The sequence below is a fragment of the Paraburkholderia sp. BL27I4N3 genome, assembly GCF_003386115.1.
Lineage (GTDB): Bacteria > Pseudomonadota > Gammaproteobacteria > Burkholderiales > Burkholderiaceae > Paraburkholderia.
Genome location: NZ_QREJ01000001.1, coordinates 2,965,930 through 2,986,430, shown reverse-complemented (window position 1 = coordinate 2,986,430; position 20,501 = coordinate 2,965,930). Strand labels below are relative to the sequence as shown.

The 20,501-nt window shown below is 62.5% G+C and carries 12 protein-coding genes; all 12 read left to right on the top strand.

Annotated elements, in window-relative coordinates; all coding sequences use genetic code 11:
- The first annotated feature begins 215 nt into the window (after positions 1 to 215).
- Positions 216 to 1,139 (top strand): LysR family transcriptional regulator, encoded by a 924-nt coding sequence (locus tag B0G71_RS13595; protein ID WP_116142395.1) that lies wholly within the window; start codon positions 216 to 218, stop codon positions 1,137 to 1,139.
- A gap of 128 nt (positions 1,140 to 1,267) precedes the next feature.
- On the top strand, positions 1,268 to 1,585 hold the full coding sequence (locus B0G71_RS13590; protein ID WP_116142394.1) for a single-stranded DNA-binding protein: 318 nt from the start codon (positions 1,268 to 1,270) through the stop codon (positions 1,583 to 1,585).
- A gap of 242 nt (positions 1,586 to 1,827) precedes the next feature.
- Complete coding sequence (locus B0G71_RS13585) at positions 1,828 to 3,384, top strand: amino acid racemase (RefSeq protein ID WP_116142393.1); 1,557 nt, start codon at positions 1,828 to 1,830, stop codon at positions 3,382 to 3,384.
- Between the two features lie 265 nt (positions 3,385 to 3,649).
- Positions 3,650 to 9,583 carry an excinuclease ABC subunit UvrA gene (uvrA, locus tag B0G71_RS13580; RefSeq protein ID WP_116142392.1) on the top strand — a complete coding sequence of 1,978 codons (5,934 nt, stop codon included), beginning with the start codon at positions 3,650 to 3,652 and terminating at the stop codon, positions 9,581 to 9,583.
- A 1,039-nt stretch (positions 9,584 to 10,622) separates the two neighbouring features.
- Positions 10,623 to 11,291 carry an energy transducer TonB gene (locus tag B0G71_RS13575; RefSeq protein ID WP_106284998.1) on the top strand — a complete coding sequence of 223 codons (669 nt, stop codon included), beginning with the start codon at positions 10,623 to 10,625 and terminating at the stop codon, positions 11,289 to 11,291.
- Positions 11,292 to 11,367: 76 nt separating this feature from the next.
- The gene (locus tag B0G71_RS13570) at positions 11,368 to 12,273 is read left to right on the top strand and encodes a MotA/TolQ/ExbB proton channel family protein (protein WP_116142391.1); all 906 of its coding nucleotides are present in this window, start codon (positions 11,368 to 11,370) and stop codon (positions 12,271 to 12,273) included.
- 12 nt (positions 12,274 to 12,285) lie between these two features.
- Positions 12,286 to 12,708, top strand: a complete 423-nt coding sequence (locus B0G71_RS13565; protein ID WP_012432473.1) for a biopolymer transporter ExbD — start codon at positions 12,286 to 12,288, stop codon at positions 12,706 to 12,708.
- Between the two features lie 24 nt (positions 12,709 to 12,732).
- Positions 12,733 to 13,161 (top strand): biopolymer transporter ExbD, encoded by a 429-nt coding sequence (locus B0G71_RS13560; RefSeq protein ID WP_011487696.1) that lies wholly within the window; start codon positions 12,733 to 12,735, stop codon positions 13,159 to 13,161.
- Between the two features lie 9 nt (positions 13,162 to 13,170).
- The gene (locus B0G71_RS13555; protein ID WP_116142390.1) at positions 13,171 to 14,355 is read left to right on the top strand and encodes a lipopolysaccharide assembly protein LapB; all 1,185 of its coding nucleotides are present in this window, start codon (positions 13,171 to 13,173) and stop codon (positions 14,353 to 14,355) included.
- A 299-nt stretch (positions 14,356 to 14,654) separates the two neighbouring features.
- Positions 14,655 to 15,230, top strand: coding sequence for a helix-turn-helix domain-containing protein (locus B0G71_RS13550; RefSeq protein ID WP_012432476.1), 576 nt, complete (start codon positions 14,655 to 14,657; stop codon positions 15,228 to 15,230).
- Between the two features lie 303 nt (positions 15,231 to 15,533).
- A complete protein-coding gene (locus B0G71_RS13545; protein WP_116142389.1) occupies positions 15,534 to 18,278 on the top strand; it encodes a TonB-dependent siderophore receptor in 2,745 nt (914 codons plus the stop codon).
- A 291-nt stretch (positions 18,279 to 18,569) separates the two neighbouring features.
- Positions 18,570 to 20,498, top strand: coding sequence for an extracellular solute-binding protein (locus tag B0G71_RS13540; RefSeq protein WP_116142388.1), 1,929 nt, complete (start codon positions 18,570 to 18,572; stop codon positions 20,496 to 20,498).
- Positions 20,499 to 20,501 lie beyond the last annotated feature (3 nt).

The following is a 20,501-nucleotide window of genomic DNA, read 5'->3' as shown; positions in this document are numbered from 1 at the left end:
TGCGTGCGCGTCGGCGTGCTACGGCCGTGCGCAATGAATGTTCCAGACGCGGCGCCGGCGGCGTTTGCAGTGACGCGTCGGCGGCTCGTGCGGCTTTTCCGAAAGCTTACGCGAACTGTGCTCGCCGCCGACGTTGCCGTCATATCACCATAGTGGACTGGCGTCGACGCTTTGCCGTACCATCGTTTCGTCGAACTCGTTCGAAGGAATGGAACATGTTGTCGGAAGACGAACTGGCTTTGCTCGACGCGATTCGCGAGACCGGCAGCCTGTCGCGCGCGGCGGCGCGCCTCGGCAAGGCGCCGTCCACGGTCTCGCACGCCGCCCGGCAACTGGAGACGCGCTTCGACGCGCTGCTGTTCGACCGGCGTCGCTACCGCTTGCAACTCACGCCCGCCGGCCAGCTTCTCGCGGATGAAGCCGCGCGATTGATGCTCGACATGTCGCGCATGACGCAGCGCGTGAAGCAGATTGCGAGCGGCTGGGAAGACCGTCTCTGGATCGTCACGGACGAGATCATCGAATTCGAACTGCTGATGCCGGTGGTGCGCACATTCGATGCGCTCGACTCCGGCGTCAAGCTGCGCTTTACGCACGAAGTATTGAGCGGCACCTGGGAGGCGCTGCGCGACGGCCGCGCGGATCTGATCGTGGGCGCGACCAATGAGCCGCCGGCGATTCCCGGCCTGCGCTGGTTCGAACTCGGCGTGATGGAATGGGTGTTCGCGGTGTCGCCGCGGCATCCGTTAGCGGCCGTCGAGGGACCGCTCGGCCGTGAGCGAATCCTCGAACATCGCGCGGTGGTGGTAGCGGATTCATCGCGTGCGACGGCGGGGCGTGCTTATGGTGTGATCGGCGGACAGGCGTCGCTGGCCGTGCCGTCGATGCGCGCAAAAATCCTGGCGCAGCGCGACGGCCTCGGCGTGGGCTGGTTGCCGCGTCAGCGCGTCGCGTCGCTATTGAAGCAGGGCGAGCTGGTCGAAAAGGCCACGGCCGATCCGCGCGAACCGAACGTGCTGTACGTTGCGTGGCGCGGTGATCATGAAGGGCGCGCATTGCAGTGGTGGCTCGAACAGTTGCGGCAACCGCGACTGGCGAAGCGCCTTGTGCGCGGCGTCGATATGTCGATCGGCGCGTGACGCCCACGCCGTTGGTTCGCGCCTGAGCGGCGTTTTTTATGCAGCCATTAGCCGCGTCTCGTGGGATCATACGCGCCGTGCTGGGCGATTCTGCTTTCCGCACGGTACGCAACAAGAGGAGCAGGGCGATGATCGATGGACTGGTGGGCGGGCGGTTGTACGGCGAGGCGCAGATTCGCACGGGGCAGAACGGCAGGCGTTTCGTGACCTGCAAGGTGCGCGCGGCCACCAACGACGGCGACACGATTTTCGTCAACGTAATCGCTTTCGACGACGACGTGCAAACCGCGCTGCTCGCGTTGAGCGACGCGGACAGCGTCGCGCTGAGCGGCACCTTGACGCCGAAAGTCTGGACCGACAAGAACGGACTCGTCAAACCGGCCGTGGACATGGTCGCCCACAAGCTGTTGACGGCTTACGCAGGCCGCCGCGAAGCGGACGAATGAGCGCTGCCCGGCGGCTTGCCGCCGGCGTCCCTGAGATACTCGACGAAGCGGTCCGCCACAGGTTCCGCGTCGCCGCTCCTGCGCACTGCGCACTGCGCGATGATCAGATCGGGAACACGAGGTAATTCGTCGGTCGTGGTTAACCCCACGTCATAGTCGGCCCACATAATGTCATCCTCAACCGCGCAAAAGCCGCCTACCATCAGGGCGGGCGGCAAAAAAAACGTCGGGGGGAAGTCATCATGAATCGCTATCGTTCGCTGGGCGTAGTGACGGGCGCGGCGCAGCTCGCCAGCGCCGATGTTCTGTGCCGCTTGACCGCTGCCTGGGACCGGCCAGGCGCGGCGCGGTCCTACGATCTGATTCTCGAGCAGCGGTCCTGGCAAGGGCCGGCCTCGCAGAGCGAGGCGAACAGTCAGTTCAAGATTCACGTGTTCGACACCATGCGCGCGTTTGAAAAGCGCGGCGTCGAGGCAATCGTGCTGCCGTGTTTCCTGAGCCATACCTTCATCGATGAACTCTCGGCGAACGTCGCCGTGCCGGTCGCCAACATCATGACGGCGCTGTCGGCGCACGTGCTCCACGCGTTTCCGTCGGTGCGGCGGATCGGCGTGCTGACTTCGGACGCCATCCGCAATAACGGTCTCTTCGAGCGTTATTTCGACGCCACGCGGTTCGACGTTCTGCATCCGCGCAACGAAGCGGGCGTCGATTGCGTGACGAGCGCCGTCTATAGCGATGAAGGCATCCGCAACGGCCGTCTCCATGGACGCCCGGTCGAGTTGTTGCGCGCGGCGTGCGCGGACCTCATCGCACAGGGCGCGGAAATCATTCTGCCGGGCCTCGCTGAAATCGCGCTGGTCGCGCGCGCGCTCGGCCGGCTCGACGTGCCGCTCGTCGACGCCAATCTGGTCTACGCGCGCTACGTCGCGGCAGCTCAGTTTTCGCAGCACGAGCGGCGCTTCAAGGTGGGCGTGCTCGGCGGCGTCGGGCCGGCGGCGACGGTCGACTTTCTGGGCAAGCTGGTGCGCAATACGCCCGCCGCGTGCGATCAGGACCACATCAAGATCATGGTCGAGCAGAATCCGCAGATTCCGGATCGCACCGCCGCGCTGCTCGGTAACGGCGACGATCCGACGCTCGCACTGTATGCCGCCTGCAAGACGCTCGAGGACGGCGGCGCGGATCTCATCGCGATTCCGTGCAATACGGCGCATGCGTTCGTCGAGCGGATCCAGCCGTCGCTCAGCATTCCGATTGTCAATATGCTGACCTGTACCGTCGATTATCTGCACGAGAGCTTTCCGGGGCTGCGTGAAATCGGCGTGCTCGCCACTTCAGGGACGCTGGCGAGCCGCGTCTATGAACGGTCGCTTGAAGCGCGGGGGCTCGTGCAGGTTGCGCCTGGCGAGGCGGCGCAGGCGCGGCTGATGAGTGCCGTCTATGGGCCGAAAGGCGCGAAGGCGGGCTTCACGTCGGGCGAGTGCTGCGACGATCTCGCCGCTGCCGTCGACGATCTGGTTGCGCAAGGCGTGCAGGTGATCGTGCTGGGCTGTACCGAGTTGCCGCTGTTGCTGCGCGACGCGACGCTGGCGTGCGCGGGCGGCCTGGTCGTCAGGCTGGTCGATCCTACCGAGGTGCTGGCCAGGCGGTGCGTGGCGTATGCGCTTGGGGAAAGCGGCGCGCTGGATGCGACGCCGCCGGCTGCGATGCCGTCAGTGGGCCGATCAGCGCGGAAAGCCTTTGGCGTCAACCGCGACGCGCTCGTGCCGACCTCTCGCCGGCTTGCAAAAGCCTAGCGCGACAGCGGCTCTCATTCCCGCGCCGCTTCGAACGGCTTTAAACCCTTCTCATCCCGATCGGCACAACGCTTGCTGCCGTGCTCAGCGGCGCGCGTTTTTCGCCGCCGGCCACCGCCTGACGCGCCTCCCAGGCACCGCTTTGCCGCGTCGTGGAAAACTGTATAAATATACAGTATAGTATCCCGTTGCGAGCAGGGCTTCGGCGTGCGTCTCCGCCGGCCAGCCGCACCGAACTTGCGCGGTCGCGAGGCGTCCGTGAGAGGTGGTCCACTCATTCAGACGGTCGGAAAAATTGGCATCTAACGGCAAACACGGCACAAACGGCACTATCAGGATTCGCGGCGCACGCCAGCACAACCTCAAGAACGTCGACCTCGACGTACGAACCGGCGAAATGACGGTCGTCACCGGCCCGTCCGGTTCCGGCAAGTCGAGCCTCGTGTTCGACACGCTGTATGCGGAAGGGCAGCGGCGTTACGTCGAAACATTCAGCGCTTACGCCCGGCAGTTTCTTGACCGTATGGACCGGCCGCAAGTCGACCGTGTCGACGGCGTGCCGCCGGCCATCGCGATCGACCAGACCAATCCGGTGCGCAGTTCGCGTTCCACCGTCGGCACCATGACGGAGCTCAACGATCACCTGAAGCTGCTCTACGCGCGTGCCGCCGAACTGTTCGACCGCAAGACGGCTCATCAGGTGCGTCACGACACGCCGGAAACGATCCACGCGGAGTTGCTCGAACGCACGGCGGAGAACGAACCGAGACTCGTCGTCACATTCCCGGTCGAGTTGCCGGAATCCGCGTCGGAGCAGGAAGTCGAGCAATGGCTATCGGCCAGCGGCTATACGCGCGTCCAAGCGCAGCGCGAAGTCGATTCGCCTACCGGCAAACGCAAGCTGCTCGACGTGGTGGCCGACCGCTTCCGGCTTCGTTCGGTGGACAAGCAGCGGGTGGTCGAGGCAATCGAGGCCTCGCTCAAGCGCGGCGGCGGGCGCGTCAATATTTATGTGCTGCCGGCCTCGCCGGAAGGGCCGGAAAGTCAGGAAACCGAACCGAAAATCTGGCGTTTCTCCACCGGCTTGCACAGTCCGGAAAGCGATCTGCGCTACGCCGACCCGCAGCCCGCGCTGTTCTCGTTCAACTCGGCGTACGGCGCGTGTGAAGTCTGCCGCGGCTTCGGGCGCGTGATCGGCGTCGACCTCGGGCTGGTGATTCCGGACGCGCGCAAGACGCTGCGCGACGGCGCGATCAAGCCCATGCAAACACCCGCGTGGAAGGAGTGCCAGGACGATCTGATGCGCTACGCGGCGAAAGCCGATATCCGTCGCGGCACGCCGTGGGGCGAGTTGACGGACGCCGAGCGCGACTGGGTCATCAACGGTTCGCCGGACTGGAACGGCAAGTGGCAAAGCCACTGGTACGGCGTCAAACGCTTTTTCGAGTATCTCGAATCGAAAGCGTACAAGATGCATATTCGCGTGCTGCTGTCCAAGTACCGCAGCTATACGCCGTGCGAAACATGCGGCGGCGCGCGCCTGAAAACGGAATCGCTGTTGTGGCGCCTCGGCAGCAAGGCGAACGCGGACGAGGTGCTGCCGCCCGGCAAGCGTTTCCTGCCGCGCGGCGTCGACTGGACGCGCGGGCAACTCGAAGCGTTGCCCGGTCTGACCGTGCACGATCTGATGCTGATGCCGATCGAACGCATCCGGCGCTTCTTCGACGAAATCAGCTTGCCGAGCGCCTTGCTCGACGACGCACTCAAACTGCTGCTCGCCGAAGTGCGCACGCGCCTCAAATATCTGTGCGACGTGGGCCTCGGTTATCTGACGCTCGACCGGCAAAGCCGCACTTTGTCGGGCGGCGAGGTGCAGCGGATCAACCTGACCACGGCGCTCGGCACCTCGCTCACCAAGACGCTCTTCGTGCTCGACGAACCGAGTATCGGCTTGCATCCGCGCGATCTGAACCGCATCGTCGAAGCCATGCACCGGTTGCGCGATGCGGGCAATACGCTGGTGGTGGTCGAACACGATCCCTCCGTGATGCTCGCGGCGGATCGGTTGATCGACATGGGTCCGGGGCCGGGCGAGCGCGGCGGCTCGATCATTTACGACGGCGTGCCCGAGGCGATCCGTTCGTCAGGCACGCTCACTGGCGAGTACCTCGGCGGCCGGCGGCATGTGGCCGACGCGGCGCATTGGTCGCAGCGGCCGGTGGATGCCACCACGCCGCGCATCGTGCTCGAAGGCGCGACCGAACACAATCTGCGCGATGTCACCGTGGAGATTCCATTGGAGCGGCTCGTCTGCGTGACGGGGGTGTCGGGTTCCGGTAAATCCACACTGCTGCAAGACGTGCTGTATCCGGCCATGGCGCGGCACTTCGGACTCGCCACTGAATCGCCCGGCTCTTTCAGAAGCCTGAGCGGCGCCGATCAGGTCACCGACGTCGTGTTCGTCGACCAGTCGCCGATCGGCAAGACCGCGCGCTCGAATCCGGCGAGTTACGTCGGGGCGTTCGACGAAATCCGCAAATTGTTCGCCAAGGCGCCGCTTGCACAGCAGCGCGGCTACGGCCCTGGCATGTTCAGTTTCAATTCGGGCGAAGGCCGTTGCCCGACCTGCGGCGGCTCGGGTTTCGAACATATCGAAATGCAGTTTTTGAGCGACGTGTACCTGCGCTGCCCCGATTGCGACGGGCGGCGTTATCGCGCTGAACTGCTCGAAGTGAAGATCGAACGCGGCGAACCGGCGCGCGCGCTGAGCATTGCCGACGTGCTGGAATTGACGGTGAGCGAAGCCACCGCGTACTTCGCTAAAGATGCCGAAGTATTGCGTGTGCTGCAGCCGATCGTCGACGTGGGCCTTGAATATGTGAAGCTCGGCCAGCCGGTGCCCACGCTGTCGGGCGGCGAAGCGCAGCGGCTCAAGCTCGCCGGTTTTCTCGCGGAATCGGCCCAGGCGCGGACCGCACGCAGCGCGAAGCAAGCGGTCGCGAAACGTTTGTTCATGTTCGACGAACCAACCACCGGCCTGCATTTCGACGACATCGCCAAGCTGATGCAGGCGTTCGGCAAGCTGCTCGCAAGCGGCCATTCGCTAATCGTGATCGAACACAATCTCGACGTGATCCGTGCGGCCGACTGGTTGATCGACCTCGGTCCCGAAGGCGGCGACGGCGGCGGGCGCGTGCTGTGCGCCGGCACGCCGGAAGACGTCAAAACATGTCCGGAGTCGCATACCGGCGAAGCGCTGCTGCAATACGACCGCGCCATGGGCGCGGCGGCCGAACCGGCGTCGCAAGGCATTCCGCTGCAAAAGGCGCTGAGCGCCGCGCGCGCGCGCCGGGCGATCGAAGGCGAAGACGTGGTGCGCATCGTCAACGCGCGCGAGCACAATCTGAAATCGCTGGACGTGGACATTCCGCACGGCAAATTCAACGTGATTACCGGCGTGTCCGGTTCGGGCAAGTCCACGCTCGCCTTCGACATTCTGTTCCACGAAGGGCAGCGCCGTTACCTCGAATCGCTGAACGCCTACGCGCGTTCCATCGTGCAGCCGGCCGGGCGTCCCGAGGTCGACGCCGTGTACGGCATTCCACCGACCGTCGCGATCGAACAGCGGCTCTCGCGTGGCGGCCGCAAGAGTACGGTCGCGACCACGTCCGAGGTGTGGCACTTCCTGCGTCTGCTGTATGTGAAGCTCGGTTTGCAGCATTGCATTCACGACGGTACGCCGGTCACGTCGCAGAGCGTCGAATCGATCGCGGCGCAGTTGCTGCGCGATCACAAGGGGCAGCATGTCGGTTTCCTTGCGCCGCTGGTCGTAAATCGCAAGGGCGTCTACACGGATCTGGCGAAGTGGGCGAAAGCGCGAGGCAATACCCATCTGCGCGTGGATGGCGAATTCGTGCCGGTGGACCCGTGGCCGAAGCTCGACCGTTTCCGCGAACATACGATCGAATTGCCGGTGGCCGACCTCGTCGTGTCGCCGGACAATGAAACCGAACTGCGTCGGGCGCTCGATCAGACGTTGGAAGTCGGCAAGGGCGTGATGCATCTGCTGGCGCCGTTGGACGGTTTGCACGACGCGATCAGCGGTGGCCGCGCCACGGCGAAACTCGGCGCGGTGAAGGTGTTGTCCACCAAGCGCGCGTGTCCGACGTGCGGCACGAGTTATCCAGAACTCGATCCGCGCATGTTCTCGTACAACAGCAAGCATGGCTGGTGTACGACCTGCGTCGGCACGGGCCTCGCGCTCACGCGCGAACAGCGCGCAGTGTACGACGATACGATCGTCGTCGAGGACAATCGTGGTCGCGAACAAAGCCTGCCGTCGGAAGAACAGGAGCCCGAAGGGCTTGTCGACGAACCGTGTCCGGATTGCGCCGGTACGCGTTTGAATCCCACCGCGCGCGCGGTCACGTTCGGCGCGCAGGCGATTGTCGATGTCGCGCAATGGACCGTGTCCGACACGCGCGCCTGGATCGACACGCTGGAGATGACCGGTCGCGATGCGGAAATCGCGCGTGACGTGGTGAGCGAAATCGGCAGCCGTCTGCAGTTTCTCGAAGAAGTGGGCCTCGGCTATCTGAGTCTCGATCGCGCGGCGCCGAGCCTGTCGGGCGGCGAAGCGCAGCGCATCCGGCTTGCCGCGCAGCTCGGCAGCAACCTGCAAGGCGTCTGCTATGTGCTAGACGAACCGACCATCGGTCTGCATCCGCGTGACAACCAGATTCTGCTGAACGCGTTACGCAAGCTCGGTGACAAGGGCAATACGCTGGTGGTCGTCGAGCACGACGAGGACACGATCCGCCGTGCCGATCACATCATCGACATCGGGCCGGGCGCCGGCAAACGCGGCGGCACGCTGGTCGCGCAGGGCAGTGTGGCGGATCTGTCGGCGCAGCCCGATTCGCTGACCGGACAGTTTCTTGCACAACCGATCGTGCATCCGCTGCAGCCGCGTCGCGAAGTGGTCGCGCCGGGCAAGCGCGCGGCCGCGGTGCCGGAGAACTGGCTGACCGTGCATGGCGGCAAGCTGCATAACCTGCGCAACGTTACGGTCGGCATTCCTTTGTCGCGACTCGTCGCGGTCACTGGCGTCAGCGGTTCCGGCAAGTCCACGCTCGCACGCGACGTGCTGATGACCAATCTGCTGGATGCCGTGGGGCGTTCGGTGTTGTCATCGCCGGCCACGCGGCGCGCGCGCGCCGCGGCCGAAGAAAAACCGGCAACGAACCGGCGCTCCAGCGTGCTGGCGCGCACGGCGCCGCGCGCGCCCTTGAACGTGACGCATGCGTGGCAGGGCTGCGATTCGATCAACGGCTGGGAAACCATCGACCGTGTACTCGAGGTCGATCAAACGCCGATCGGCAAGACGCCGCGTTCGTGTCCGGCCACCTACATCGGCGTGTGGGACGCGATCCGCAAGCTGTTCGCCGGCACGCTCGAAGCGCGCGCGCGTGGCTACACGGCCTCGCGTTTCTCGTTCAATACCGGCGAAGGCCGTTGCCCGGCTTGCGAGGGGCAGGGCGTGCGCACCATCGGCATGAGCTTCCTGCCCGACGTGAAAGTGCCTTGCGATGTGTGTCACGGGCAGCGCTTCAATCCGGAGACACTCGCGGTCACGTGGCGCGGCAAGAATATCGGCGACGTACTGACCATGGAAATCGACGAAGCCGTCGAATTCTTTGCGCCCATCACGAACATTGCTCATCCATTGCAGTTGATGAAAGACGTCGGGCTCGGCTATCTCACGCTGGGTCAACCGTCACCCACGTTGTCCGGCGGCGAGGCGCAACGCATCAAGCTCGTCACCGAATTGAGCAAGGTGCGCGACGACATCACGCGGCGCGGGCAGAAACCGCCGCATACCTTGTATGTGCTGGACGAACCGACCGTGGGCCTGCATATGGCCGACGTCGCCAAGCTGATTCGCGTGCTGCATCGTCTCGCGGACGGCGGCCATAGCGTTGTCGTCATCGAGCACGATCTGGATGTGATCGCCGAGGCGGACTGGATCATCGACCTCGGTCCGGAAGGCGGCGTAGGCGGCGGCTCGATCGTCGCTGCTACCGATCCCGAAGGCTTGTCGCGCATTGCGGCGAGTCACACGGGCGCCGCGTTGCGGCCGGTTCTCGCGCGATCGCGTGACAACAACACTGTCGCGGCGGGAGAGGGCACGAACGGCTAATGCAGCAGAGCGGCGCGATCGAGGGAGCGCCGCTTCTCCCTGCTCGTTTATTTGTTTGTTGAACCCGCGAGAGTTTGCCGACGCGTGATTCATGTCGCTCTGGCGAGGCCATTCGGTCCGCGCGGAATTGCTCTGCTTGTGACGTTCACGTCGCGCGGACGTCACTCGTGTCCGGCATTGCCCGCTTTGTTGGCGTAATGTAATTTGTTGGAATTGTTTTGTAATTCAATTCAACGTGTAATTGGGATGCGTATAAAGAGTGTCGTAAATACCGCTAAAAATATTTTTAAAGACTTCTTTCCTTCTGCTATCGTCTCGCCGTCGGCGGCGGTCATAGCCCGGCGCCCGATTACCACGACAACGTCATGCCCACCATCCACGCAAGTCACGCTGCGAGGGCGTCTAAACGCCTGCCCAGTGGGACCTCCGCATTCCGGTTTAGACGTTCGTCGGGTAGTTTTTCGTGCATCGATGCACGCCGAAAGTGCAGTAAATTCCCAATTGTCGGGCAGAAACATCCGAATGCTTATCTGCTCCACAAACGCTTATTCTTTTAAAGCGGCGCGAATTTGGCATGAGTTAGAGTTACCTCTCTAAACTAAGTATGCCGCCATCAAAAAAAGTTTGACCGTACATTTTTTGTCCTGCTATTGTTGCCTCCCATGAAACGCGTGTGACGTTTGCGCAAAAAGTTCCAGGCGCTACGAGTTATAGAGATCAGGTTCTCTCCAGCGTTCATGCAAGGCAGAAGCGAACGGCTCAAATTTAATCTATTAGTAGTTCTACTTAGATCGGTTGTTCGGCTCACATGACGCACGGCCACCGTCTTCCAGAGAGGCGTCCGTGTCGTCGGATCGGAGCCGGGTAGTGTCACGTCCGTTTTGGACTCCGAATCAAAGGCCACTGGTTGCCAGATGGTTGAAGTGAATGCTGTTTGTGGCAGGTAAGCGCACTGCAGTTACAGAAATGGACGGTTCACGCCGGAGGAGTAAAGGTGGGTACGAAAGTCGAAGGGCATTTTCCGGCAGCAGCGGCCCGTATGGAGAGGCCAGGGCGCCCGCGCGAGTTTGGGCGCAAGCAGCAAAACCCAGTACGCCGCTTTGGCGGCATCGCAGTTGTTCTGCTTTTGCACATCGTGCTGATTTATGCGCTGATCAACGGCCTCGCCACCAAGGTCGTGCAGGTCATTCAGCATCCGATCGAAACGAAAATCATCGAACCGGTGAAGCCGCCGCCTCCGCCGCCGTTGCCCACGGTGCAATTGCCGCCGCCGAAGTTTGCGCCGCCGCCGCCGCCGTTCGTGCCGCCGCCGGAAGTGCAGGTGCAGACGCCGCCGCAGCAGCCGACTATTACGCATCAGGCCGCACCGGTCGTCTCGGCGCCCGCCGTGGCGCCACCCGCACCGCCGGCGCCGCCCGCGCCGACGAAGCCTGTGAGCACCGAAGTCGGCGTGGTGTGTCCGAACTCGGATCAGATCCGTTCGTCGATCCGCTACCCGAAGGAAGCGCAGGAAAACAACGTGACGGGTGATGTTGTTGTTGAATTCGTCGTCGACCCGCAGGGCCATATTACGAATGAACGCGTTGCCAAATCCTCGGACGACTCCTCACTGGATCGTGCCGCATTCAACGCAGTCAAGCAGTTCACGTGCGTTTCCCAAGGCCAGGCTGTCCGTGTGCAAGTTCCGTTCTCGTTTAACCTGAACTGAATTCACAGGCTGTTCGGTACCGGTAGCGATTTATCAGTCTTAGTTTAGAAGTTGTACTAATGAACTTGGAGCAGGCATGAAGAAGCGTACTCTCGCCGCACTGGCGGCAAGCATGTTGATCGCCGTGACCACGGTGGATTTCGTTGCACCGCAGATGGCCCACGCGCAGGCCAGCGACGCCACGGCGTCGGCTGCCGCGGCACCGGCCACCGCCGCGCCGCAAACCGCCAGCGCGGCCGCTGACGAAGCAGTGCCGCCGCCGGCACCGGCTACATCTGAAACGGTCAGCAACCCTTACGGGCTCAGCGCCCTCTGGAATAACGGCGACTTCGTCGCTCGCTTCGTGCTGATTCTGCTGGTGCTCATGTCGATGGGCAGCTGGTACATCATGATCACCAAGTTCGTCGAACAGTTCCGCGCGAACCGCCGCGCGAAGAGCGCGGACGAACAGTTGTGGACCGCACCGTCGCTGGTGGAAGGCGCGAAGCTGCTCGACGAAACATCGCCGTTCCGCTTCATCGCCGAAACGGCTATCGAAGCGGGCGAGCATCACGAAGAAGCATTGCTTGAGGCCGTGGACCGCAACACGTGGATCGATACCTCGGTCGAGCGTGCGATCACCAATGTGTCGAACCGGCTGCAAGACGGCTTGGCGTTTCTCGGCACGGTGGGTTCGACGGCGCCGTTCGTCGGCCTGTTCGGTACGGTGTGGGGGATCTATCACGCGCTGACGGCCATCGGCATTGCCGGCCAGGCATCGATCGACAAGGTCGCGGGTCCGGTGGGCGAGGCGCTGATCATGACGGCGATCGGTCTTGCGGTGGCAGTGCCCGCGGTGCTCGGCTACAACTTCCTGGTTCGTCGCAATAAATCGGTGATGGAGCGTGTCCGGGCATTCGGCGCGCAACTGCATACCGTGTTGCTGGCCGGCAGCCGTCGCCCGGCGCGTGCTACGGCTCGCGAAGCGTCGCTGGTTCAATAAGCGGAGTCCGTCATGGCAATGAGCGTTGGGCAGGACGACAACGACGAGGTCATCTCCAGTATCAACACCACGCCGCTCGTCGACGTGATGCTGGTTCTGCTGATCATCTTTCTGATCACGATTCCGGTCGTGACGCATACGGTGCCGGTGCAATTGCCGAAGGAGACGATTCAGCCGCTGCAGACCACGCCGAAGAGTATCGTCATCGCGGTGAATCGTGACGGCGACTTCTTCTGGAACGAGAAGCAGGTCGATGCTCCGACGCTGCTGGCGCGTTTGAAGACCGTGTCGGTCATGACACCGCAACCGGAAGTGCACGTTCGCGGCGACCAGAGCGCGCGTTATGAGTTTATCGGCCGGGTCATCACCGAGTGCGAGCGTGCCGGTATCGCCAAGGTTTCGTTTATCACTGAGCCGCCCGCACGCGGCGGCTGATTTTGAGCCCGACAGGAGCCAAAAATGGGAATGAACGTATCGTCAGGCGGCGGCAGCGAACCGGATGTGATGGTCGACATCAACACCACGCCGCTAATCGACGTGATGCTGGTGTTGCTGATCATGCTGATCATCACGATCCCGATTCAGACGCACGCCATCAAGATGAATCTGCCGGTCGGCAATCCACCGCCGCCGATCACGCAGCCTGAAGTGGTGCAGATCGATATCGACTTCGACGGCACCACGACCTGGAACGGCCAGCCGGTGCCGAATCGCGCGGCGCTCGAATCCAGGCTCGCGCAAGTGGCCGCCGAACCGGTTCAAGCCGAGATCCATCTGCGGCCGAACAAGCTGGTGCCGTACAAAGATGTCGCGGAAGTCATGGCGTCCGCGCAACGGCTGGGCGCGACCAAGATCGGCCTGATCGGCAATGAGCAGTACATGCAATAGGGAAGGGCAATGCAAACGATTCACCACCGCTTCAAGCGCGCCGTCATCGCGGCCGCTCTCGTGCTGCCGCTCGCCGCTCATGCCGCCGACACCTTGCGGCCGGACGTGGCGAAGCCGCTGAATGCCGCGCAGGATCTGTATCGCGCGCACAAGTACAAGGACGCGTTGACAAAGATCGATCAGGCGGCGGCCGTGCCCGGCAAGACGCCGTACGAAAGCACCATGATCGAGCAGATGCGTGGCGCGGCCGCGGCGGCGGCGGGCGAAACCGGCGTGGCTGCTCAGGCCTACGAAACGTTGCTGGGTTCCGGCAAGCTGAGCGGCGCTGACGAACAGCGCACGACGGCGGCATTGGCGGGCATCTACTTCCAGCAGAAGAACTATGCGCAGGCGGCGAAAGTCGCGCAGCGCTATCTGAAGACCGGCGGCAGCGATCCGGACATGCGCACGCTGCTGGTTCAGTCTTACTACCTGTCGAACGATTGCGCGAGCGTGGTGAGCCTGCTCAAGCCCGGCATCGATGCACAGGTGCGTGCGGGTCACGCGCCTGACGAATCGCAACTGCAATTGCTCGGCACGTGTGCGCAACGCGTGAAGGACGATGCCACGTACCGCAGCACGCTCGAGAAGCTGGTTGCCTATCATCCGAAGCAGTCTTACTGGGAGGATCTGTTCTCGGCGATTCGCAATAAGCCGGGCTATTCGTCGAAGCTCGATATCGACACGTATCGCCTGCGCCGCGCTACCGGATCGCTCTCGACCGCCGACGACTATATGGAAATGACCCAGCTGGCGATCGTGGCGGGCACCACCGCGGAAGGCAAGCAGATCATCGATCAGGGCTTTGCGTCGGGTGTTCTGGGACGTGACGCGCAAGCGGACCGCGAAAAACGTCTGCAGGCACTCGCGGCCAAACGCGCGCAAGCGCCCGCCGATCCGGCAAATCCCGTTGCCCCCGTCGACGTGGGTTTCAACCAGGTTTTCGCGGGGCAGGCGAAGCAGGGGCTGGCGGCGATGGATGCCGCGATCGCCAAGGGTGGACTCGACCATCCGGACCAGGCGCAGCTGCATCTCGGCGAGGCGTACTACATCGCGGGCGACAAGGCTCGCGCGGTGCAAACCTTCCGTGCGGTGAAAGGCACCGATGGTTCAGCCGACCTCGCGCGTTTGTGGGTTCTGGTGGCGTCGAAATAAGAGCACCCCCGCTCCCTTCAGGTTTTCTCAGTTAAGGCGCGTCCCCTCGCGGCGGACGCGAGGGAGTGCGCGCGTTCCAATTAACGTGGGCTCGTCTTCGATGTCGATGTGTGGTTGCAGCCGCAACTATCAAAAGGATTGTTGGGAGCGGGCAAAGTCTTCTGGATAACAGATTGATGCGGTTATCCATGGCGGACTGTCAGCAGGGCTATCAGGGACGTTTTAGGGAGAACGTTGCGCTAGACGAAACATAATTTGTATATATCAAACTATTTTTGACTACGGGATTCTGTCTTGCTATGGTCTTGCCACTCAATAACAAGGCACATGTTGCAATCTCTATAGGAAGCAAAATCCGCGCGCTGCGCCAACGGCTCAGTCGCACGCTGGATGAAGTGGCAACGACCGCGGGTATTTCCAAGCCCTTTTTATCGCAGGTGGAGCGGGGTCATGCAACACCTTCGATTACCTCGCTAGTCGGTATTGCGCGAGCTTTGGGTGTCACGGTGCAGTACTTCGTCGACACGCCGACCGAAGACAAGTCGGTGCGTAGAGGAAGCGAGCTGAAGTACTTCGGATTTGACGGAACCGCCAATCTGTTTGGAAGGCTGACGAACCTGTCGGTCGGCGGCAAGCTGGAAGTGATCCTCGTCAGGATGCCGGTGGGGCAGAACCCGTCGGAAGTCACCACGCATGCCGGCGAAGAATTTTTGTATGTGATGAGCGGCCAGATCTCGCTCACGCTGGAAGGCACAACGTTCGTATTGCAGGCAGGCGACACCGCGCATTACGAGTCAACCGTGCCGCACTCCTGGTCCAATACCGCGCGTGAAGAAGCGGTGGTCGTGTGGGTCGGGACGCCGAGATTGTTTTAGTGTCGCAGGCCGTGCTTTAGAAAAAAGCAGTCACTCGATATTTGTAAGCATTACTTAAGTGTGTGCCCGCGATTTGGGAAGCCGGACCGACGCATGGCGGAACCCACTCGCGCGGCAGTAGATATGTAATCGATTGGAAAGCGCTGCGCATTCCGATTGCAATAAATTAGTAGTCCGACGCTGACTTATTTGAAGTTGCTTTAACGGAACGCGGCGCAAGATCGCCGTATATCGAGTAGAGCGGTTCACGAGACCACTCTTCACATACTGCTGTGGCCTTACTGACGAGCGAGAAGGGGAAAAATGAAACAAAGGGCATTGGCGCTGGCCATTAGAAGAATAGTCTGGGCTGAACTGGCGTTGTCGGCCGCAATCGCCGTACCGGCGTTTGCGCAAAGCCAGCCGGCGACCACCGGCACCGCGGCAGGCGCGACGACGACGGAAAGCACCCCGGCAACGGGCACGGCCGCCACACCGTCTGCGGACAACACCACCGCGACGCCGGCGGGCAAAGGCGTCCAGCAACTCAAGAAATTCGAGGTGACCGGGTCGCTGATCCGCACGGCGGACAAGGTCGGCAACACGGAAGTTCAGACCATCACGACCAAGGATATCCAGCAAAGCGGCTACACGACCGTGGCCGATTTCCTGCGCGGCACGTCCGCGAATTCGGGGAGCAGCTGGGGTCAAACGACAATGAATAGCTCCGCGCAAGGCGGCGGCGGTATTGCATTGCGCGGTCTGAGCGAGAAGTACACCCTGGTGCTGGTGGACGGGCAACGGGTGGCGAATTACGGCAAGGCGGTGAACTTCACCGACACGTTCTTCGACGTGAATTCGATCCCGCTCAACATGATCGACCACATCGACATCGTGAAGACCGGTGCGGTCTCGGTGTATGGTTCGGATGCCATTGCGGGCGTGGTCAACATCATCACCAAGAAAGACTTCCAGGGCTTGCAGATCGATGGCCAGCTCGGCAAGGCGCAGCACCCGGGCGACGCGCAGGGCAACTTCAGCGTGCTCGGCGGTATCGGCGACCTGAATGGCGACCGCTTCAACGTGACAGCCGCCGCGAGCTATTACCGCGACACCGGCTCGTCGCTCGGCGATCGCGACATGACTGCGGGTCAGGACTTCAGCCAGTTCCCGGGTGGTCTCGCGGGCCCGCTCGGTCCGAACCAGCAGTCGTACTGGACCACGGCCGACGGCACCAACATGGCGCTCAATCCCTGTCCTCCGGGCAGCGTGTCGGCGAACGGCGCATCCACGTGTAAATCCAATCCGGCCAGTACCACCTCGCTGGTGCCGGCGATCACGCGCCTGAACGCGAAAGTGCGCGGCACGTTCAAGATCAATGACGACATGCAGGCTTACGCCGATTTGTGGGTGAGCCGCAACGAAACCGTGCAGAACGAAGGTCCGGCCGTGCTGAGCAGCCAGACCAACGCGTTCAACCCGGCCACCGGTTCCGCGTTGCCGATCTCGCGCACGGTCTCGGGCACCAATCCGTACAACCCGTTCGGCGTGCCCACGCTGATCAACTATACGTTCCCGAATACCGTCTCGGCGGATACGGTGTCGACGTTCTGGCGCGCATCGACCGGCGTGAAGGGCTCGTTCACCACCCCGAAATTCGGCGATTGGGATTGGTCCGCGGATTACGGCCATTCGCAGAGCACGGTCGACACGACCTACGGCAACGCGATGAATGTTGCAGGCCTCGAGAACATTCTGCAGAACGGCGTATTCAACTTTTCGAACCCGTCGGCCACGCCGAACGGTTTGAACGGCGTCTTCCAGAACGACTATGAGCAGGCGATCTCGAAGCTCGACAGCGTCACGGCGAAGACCTCGACGACCAACCTGTTCACGCTGCCGGGCGGTCCGGTCGGTGTCGGTTTTGGTACGGAATTCCGTCACGAAAGCAACATCATCAACTCGCGTACGTATAGCGCGCTCGGCATTACGGCGCCGGCCAACGTGCAAACGGTCGACGGTGAGCGCAATGTGGCCGCCGTGTACTATCAGGTGGATATTCCGATCATCCACAACCTGACGTTCACGCAGGCGGGCCGTTACGACCACTACAGCGATTTCGGTGGTGCGTTCTCGCCGAGTTTCGCGTTGCGCTTCCAGCCGGTCCGGGCTCTCACGGCTTTCGCCTCGTATAGCCGCGGCTTCCGCGCGCCGACGCTGGTCGAAAACTCGCAGGCAACCTATCTGGCTCACCAGAACCTGGTGGACCCGAACGACCCGAGCGGCACGCCGACCAAGCACTTCACGACGGAGCAGGTCAACGGCAATCCGGCGCTGCAGCCTGAGCGCACCAAGAACTACAACATCGGCTTCCAGCTTTCGCCGGACTCGTCGACGGATATCGGTGCGGCGTTCTACAAGATCCACATTGACGGTGTGATCGGCACGGACGATCCGAACGCGGTGATGGATGCGAACAACCCGTCGAACGTGATCCGCAATCCGGACGGCACGGTGGCGTACATCAAGGAACAGTTCGTCAACCTCGGTTCGCTCGACACCGACGGCTTCGACATGAACTTCCGCAAGTCGGTGGGCACGAAGTACGGCACGTTCACGCTGGCGGGCGACTGGGCCTATGTGTGGCACTTCAAGCTGAACAGCCCGGGTGCGCCGACGCAGGACTTCGCCGGCAACAACCTCGCGCTGTTGCAACCGTTTGGTGCGTCCAATCCGCGCTGGAAGGGTAATACCAGCCTCTCCTGGGATTACCGCAAGCTGACCACCACGCTGACGTGGCAGTACACCGGCCCGTACACCAACGCGGTGGCGTCCGAGTTCGGCGACGGCGGCACGCTGTCGGTGGCATCGTATAGCCAGTTCAACCTGATGGCCACGTATCGCGGCTTCAAGAACTGGACGATCTACGGCGGCATCAACAACATCTTCGATCGCAAGCCGCCGTTCGACGTCGAGTGGCAGGCCACCCCGGATATCACGGGCTACGACCAGTCGCTTTACACTAACATCGGCCGCTTCTTCCAGGTCGGCGCGTCGTACCGCTTCTGAAGTCCTCGATGTTTGTGATGCACCCGCTGTCTGTCCAGGCGGTTGGCCGCTCCGGCTCCCATTGTTGGTGCCGGAGCGGCGCAAAATTGTTAGCGATGTACCGAGGCATGCCCGCGTGCACAATGCTCGTTCAGAATCACGGCGAGCGGCGGCGGGCGGCAACGAGTTAGCGCGCAGAGCAGCGCTGGCGGGGCAAAGCTACAGGAGCGAAGGCGTCATGCCGGCACTCTTGCCGATTCGATTTACCGCGCGCCGGCCTGAAGCCGGCGCGCGTTCTTACGCATTCCGAAGATGAGACTTGTGAAGTTTCACTGGTCGCGCGCCGTGCGAACTGCAGCGGCCGCGGTGCGCCTGCCTGGCACTGCCGCGCGGATCGCGCTGTGCGCAGGGGCGTGTCTGGCATTGGGCGCGGTCGGCGCGCAGGCACGACCCTCGATCGCGCAGTACGACGAACCCAAATATCCCGCCGGCTTCACGCACTTCGACTACGCGGATCCCACGGCGCCGAACGACGGCAAGCTCAGCTTCCAGAACTTCGACGAACTGCAGAGCTACGATTCGCTGAATCCGTTTCTCGTACGCGGTGCGCCCGCGCCGGACATTCTGCATCTGATGTTCGATACGCTGATGCAGCGCAGTTGGGACGAGCTCGCCTCTGAGTACTCGCTGATCGCCGACGATGTCGAGGTCGCGCCGGACCTCGGTTCGGCCACTTTCCACATCAATCCCGCCGCGCGCTTTTCGAACGGCGATCCGATCACCGCGGCCGACGTCAAATACTCGTTCGACACATTGACGAGCCCAAAGGCCTCGCCGCTCTTCAATGCGCAGTTCTCGGTCATCAAGAGCGCGACCGTGATCGACAAAAACACGATTCGCTTCGAATTCAAGCACGCCGAACGCGACGCAGCGCTGATCGCCGGCGATTTACCGATCTTCTCGCCGAAGTGGGGCATGCGCGCGGACGGCATACGTCTGCCGTTCGACCAGATCGCGAACGAACCGCCGATCGCGAGCGGCCCGTATCTGATCGAGTCACGCAAGAACGACAAGCAGATCACTTATCGCCGCAACCCCGATTACTGGGCCGCGAATCTGCCGTCGCGGCGCGGCATGTTTCGTTTCGCGAGCATCACCTTCAAACTGTATCGCGACCATTACACGCAACTGGAAGCGTTCAAGGCCGGCGACACCGACGTGCTTGTCGAATACAGCGCAACGCAATGGGCGCGCAAGTACGTCGGCAAGAACTTCGACAACGGACTACTGAAGAAAGGCGAATTCGCCGACGGACCCGCGCAAATGCAGGGCTTGCTGATGAACCTGCGCAAGCCGATGTTTCAGGACCCGCGCGTGCGTCACGCGCTGACGATGGCATTCGACTACGACTGGATGAACCGCATGATGTTCTACGGTCAATACCGGCGCACCAGCAGCTATTTTGCGGCGAGTCCGTTCGGTGCGACCGGCATGCCCGGTCCGAAGGAACTGGCCTTGCTTGAGCCGTTGAGGGCCGACGTGCCGCCGGAAGTATTCGGCCCCATGCTCAAGCAGCCCACGACGATCGCGCCAGATTCCTTGCGCGGCAACTTGCGCGTGGCGCGCGATCTGTTGGCGCAAGCGGGCTGGCACTATCGCGACGGCGCCTTGCGCGACGCCAACGGCACGCCGATGACGATCGAGATCATGGACGATCAGCCCGGTATGGATCGACTGATCCTGCCGTACATGCAGGCGCTCGGCATGCTCGGCATTCAGGCGCATATGCGCGAGATCGACAGCGCGCTGTACCAGAAGAGGCTGGATAACTTCGAGTACGACATGACCACGTTCATCTATCCGCCGGTGACGATTCCCGGCGCGGAATTGACGCGCCGTTTCGGCAGCGCGGCGGCGTCGGAAGTCGGCTCGGAAAACTATCCGGGCATCCGCTCCAAAGCGGTCGACTCGCTGATTCACTCGGCGCTCTCCGCCGACAATCTCGACGACCTCGAAGCGGCAACCCGTGCACTCGACCGCGTGCTGATCTATTCGTTCTACATCGTGCCGGAGTATTACGCGCCGGGCGCGCGGATCGGATACAAGTCGACGCTCGGTCATCCGGACAAAGTGCCGACGTCGTATGTATACGAAGACTGGGTGATCGACTACTGGTACAGGAAAACGCCGGGCGCCCAGACCGCATCCTCCACCGCGGCTACGGCCGCTACGGCTCACTGAGGC

Excerpts from the sequence above, each read along its gene's own strand:
- B0G71_RS13545 (WP_116142389.1), top strand. The coding sequence starts at position 15,534 with ATGAAACAAAGGGCATTGGCGCTGGCCATTAGAAGAATAGTCTGGGCT.
- B0G71_RS13555 (WP_116142390.1), top strand. The coding sequence starts at position 13,171 with ATGCAAACGATTCACCACCGCTTCAAGCGCGCCGTCATCGCGGCCGCT.
- B0G71_RS13560 (WP_011487696.1), top strand. The coding sequence starts at position 12,733 with ATGGGAATGAACGTATCGTCAGGCGGCGGCAGCGAACCGGATGTGATG.
- B0G71_RS13590 (WP_116142394.1), top strand. The coding sequence starts at position 1,268 with ATGATCGATGGACTGGTGGGCGGGCGGTTGTACGGCGAGGCGCAGATT.
- B0G71_RS13595 (WP_116142395.1), top strand. The coding sequence starts at position 216 with ATGTTGTCGGAAGACGAACTGGCTTTGCTCGACGCGATTCGCGAGACC.
- B0G71_RS13585 (WP_116142393.1), top strand. The coding sequence starts at position 1,828 with ATGAATCGCTATCGTTCGCTGGGCGTAGTGACGGGCGCGGCGCAGCTC.
- B0G71_RS13565 (WP_012432473.1), top strand. The coding sequence starts at position 12,286 with ATGGCAATGAGCGTTGGGCAGGACGACAACGACGAGGTCATCTCCAGT.
- B0G71_RS13550 (WP_012432476.1), top strand. The coding sequence starts at position 14,655 with ATGGTCTTGCCACTCAATAACAAGGCACATGTTGCAATCTCTATAGGA.
- B0G71_RS13575 (WP_106284998.1), top strand. The coding sequence starts at position 10,623 with ATGGAGAGGCCAGGGCGCCCGCGCGAGTTTGGGCGCAAGCAGCAAAAC.
- B0G71_RS13540 (WP_116142388.1), top strand. The coding sequence starts at position 18,570 with ATGAGACTTGTGAAGTTTCACTGGTCGCGCGCCGTGCGAACTGCAGCG.
- B0G71_RS13570 (WP_116142391.1), top strand. The coding sequence starts at position 11,368 with ATGAAGAAGCGTACTCTCGCCGCACTGGCGGCAAGCATGTTGATCGCC.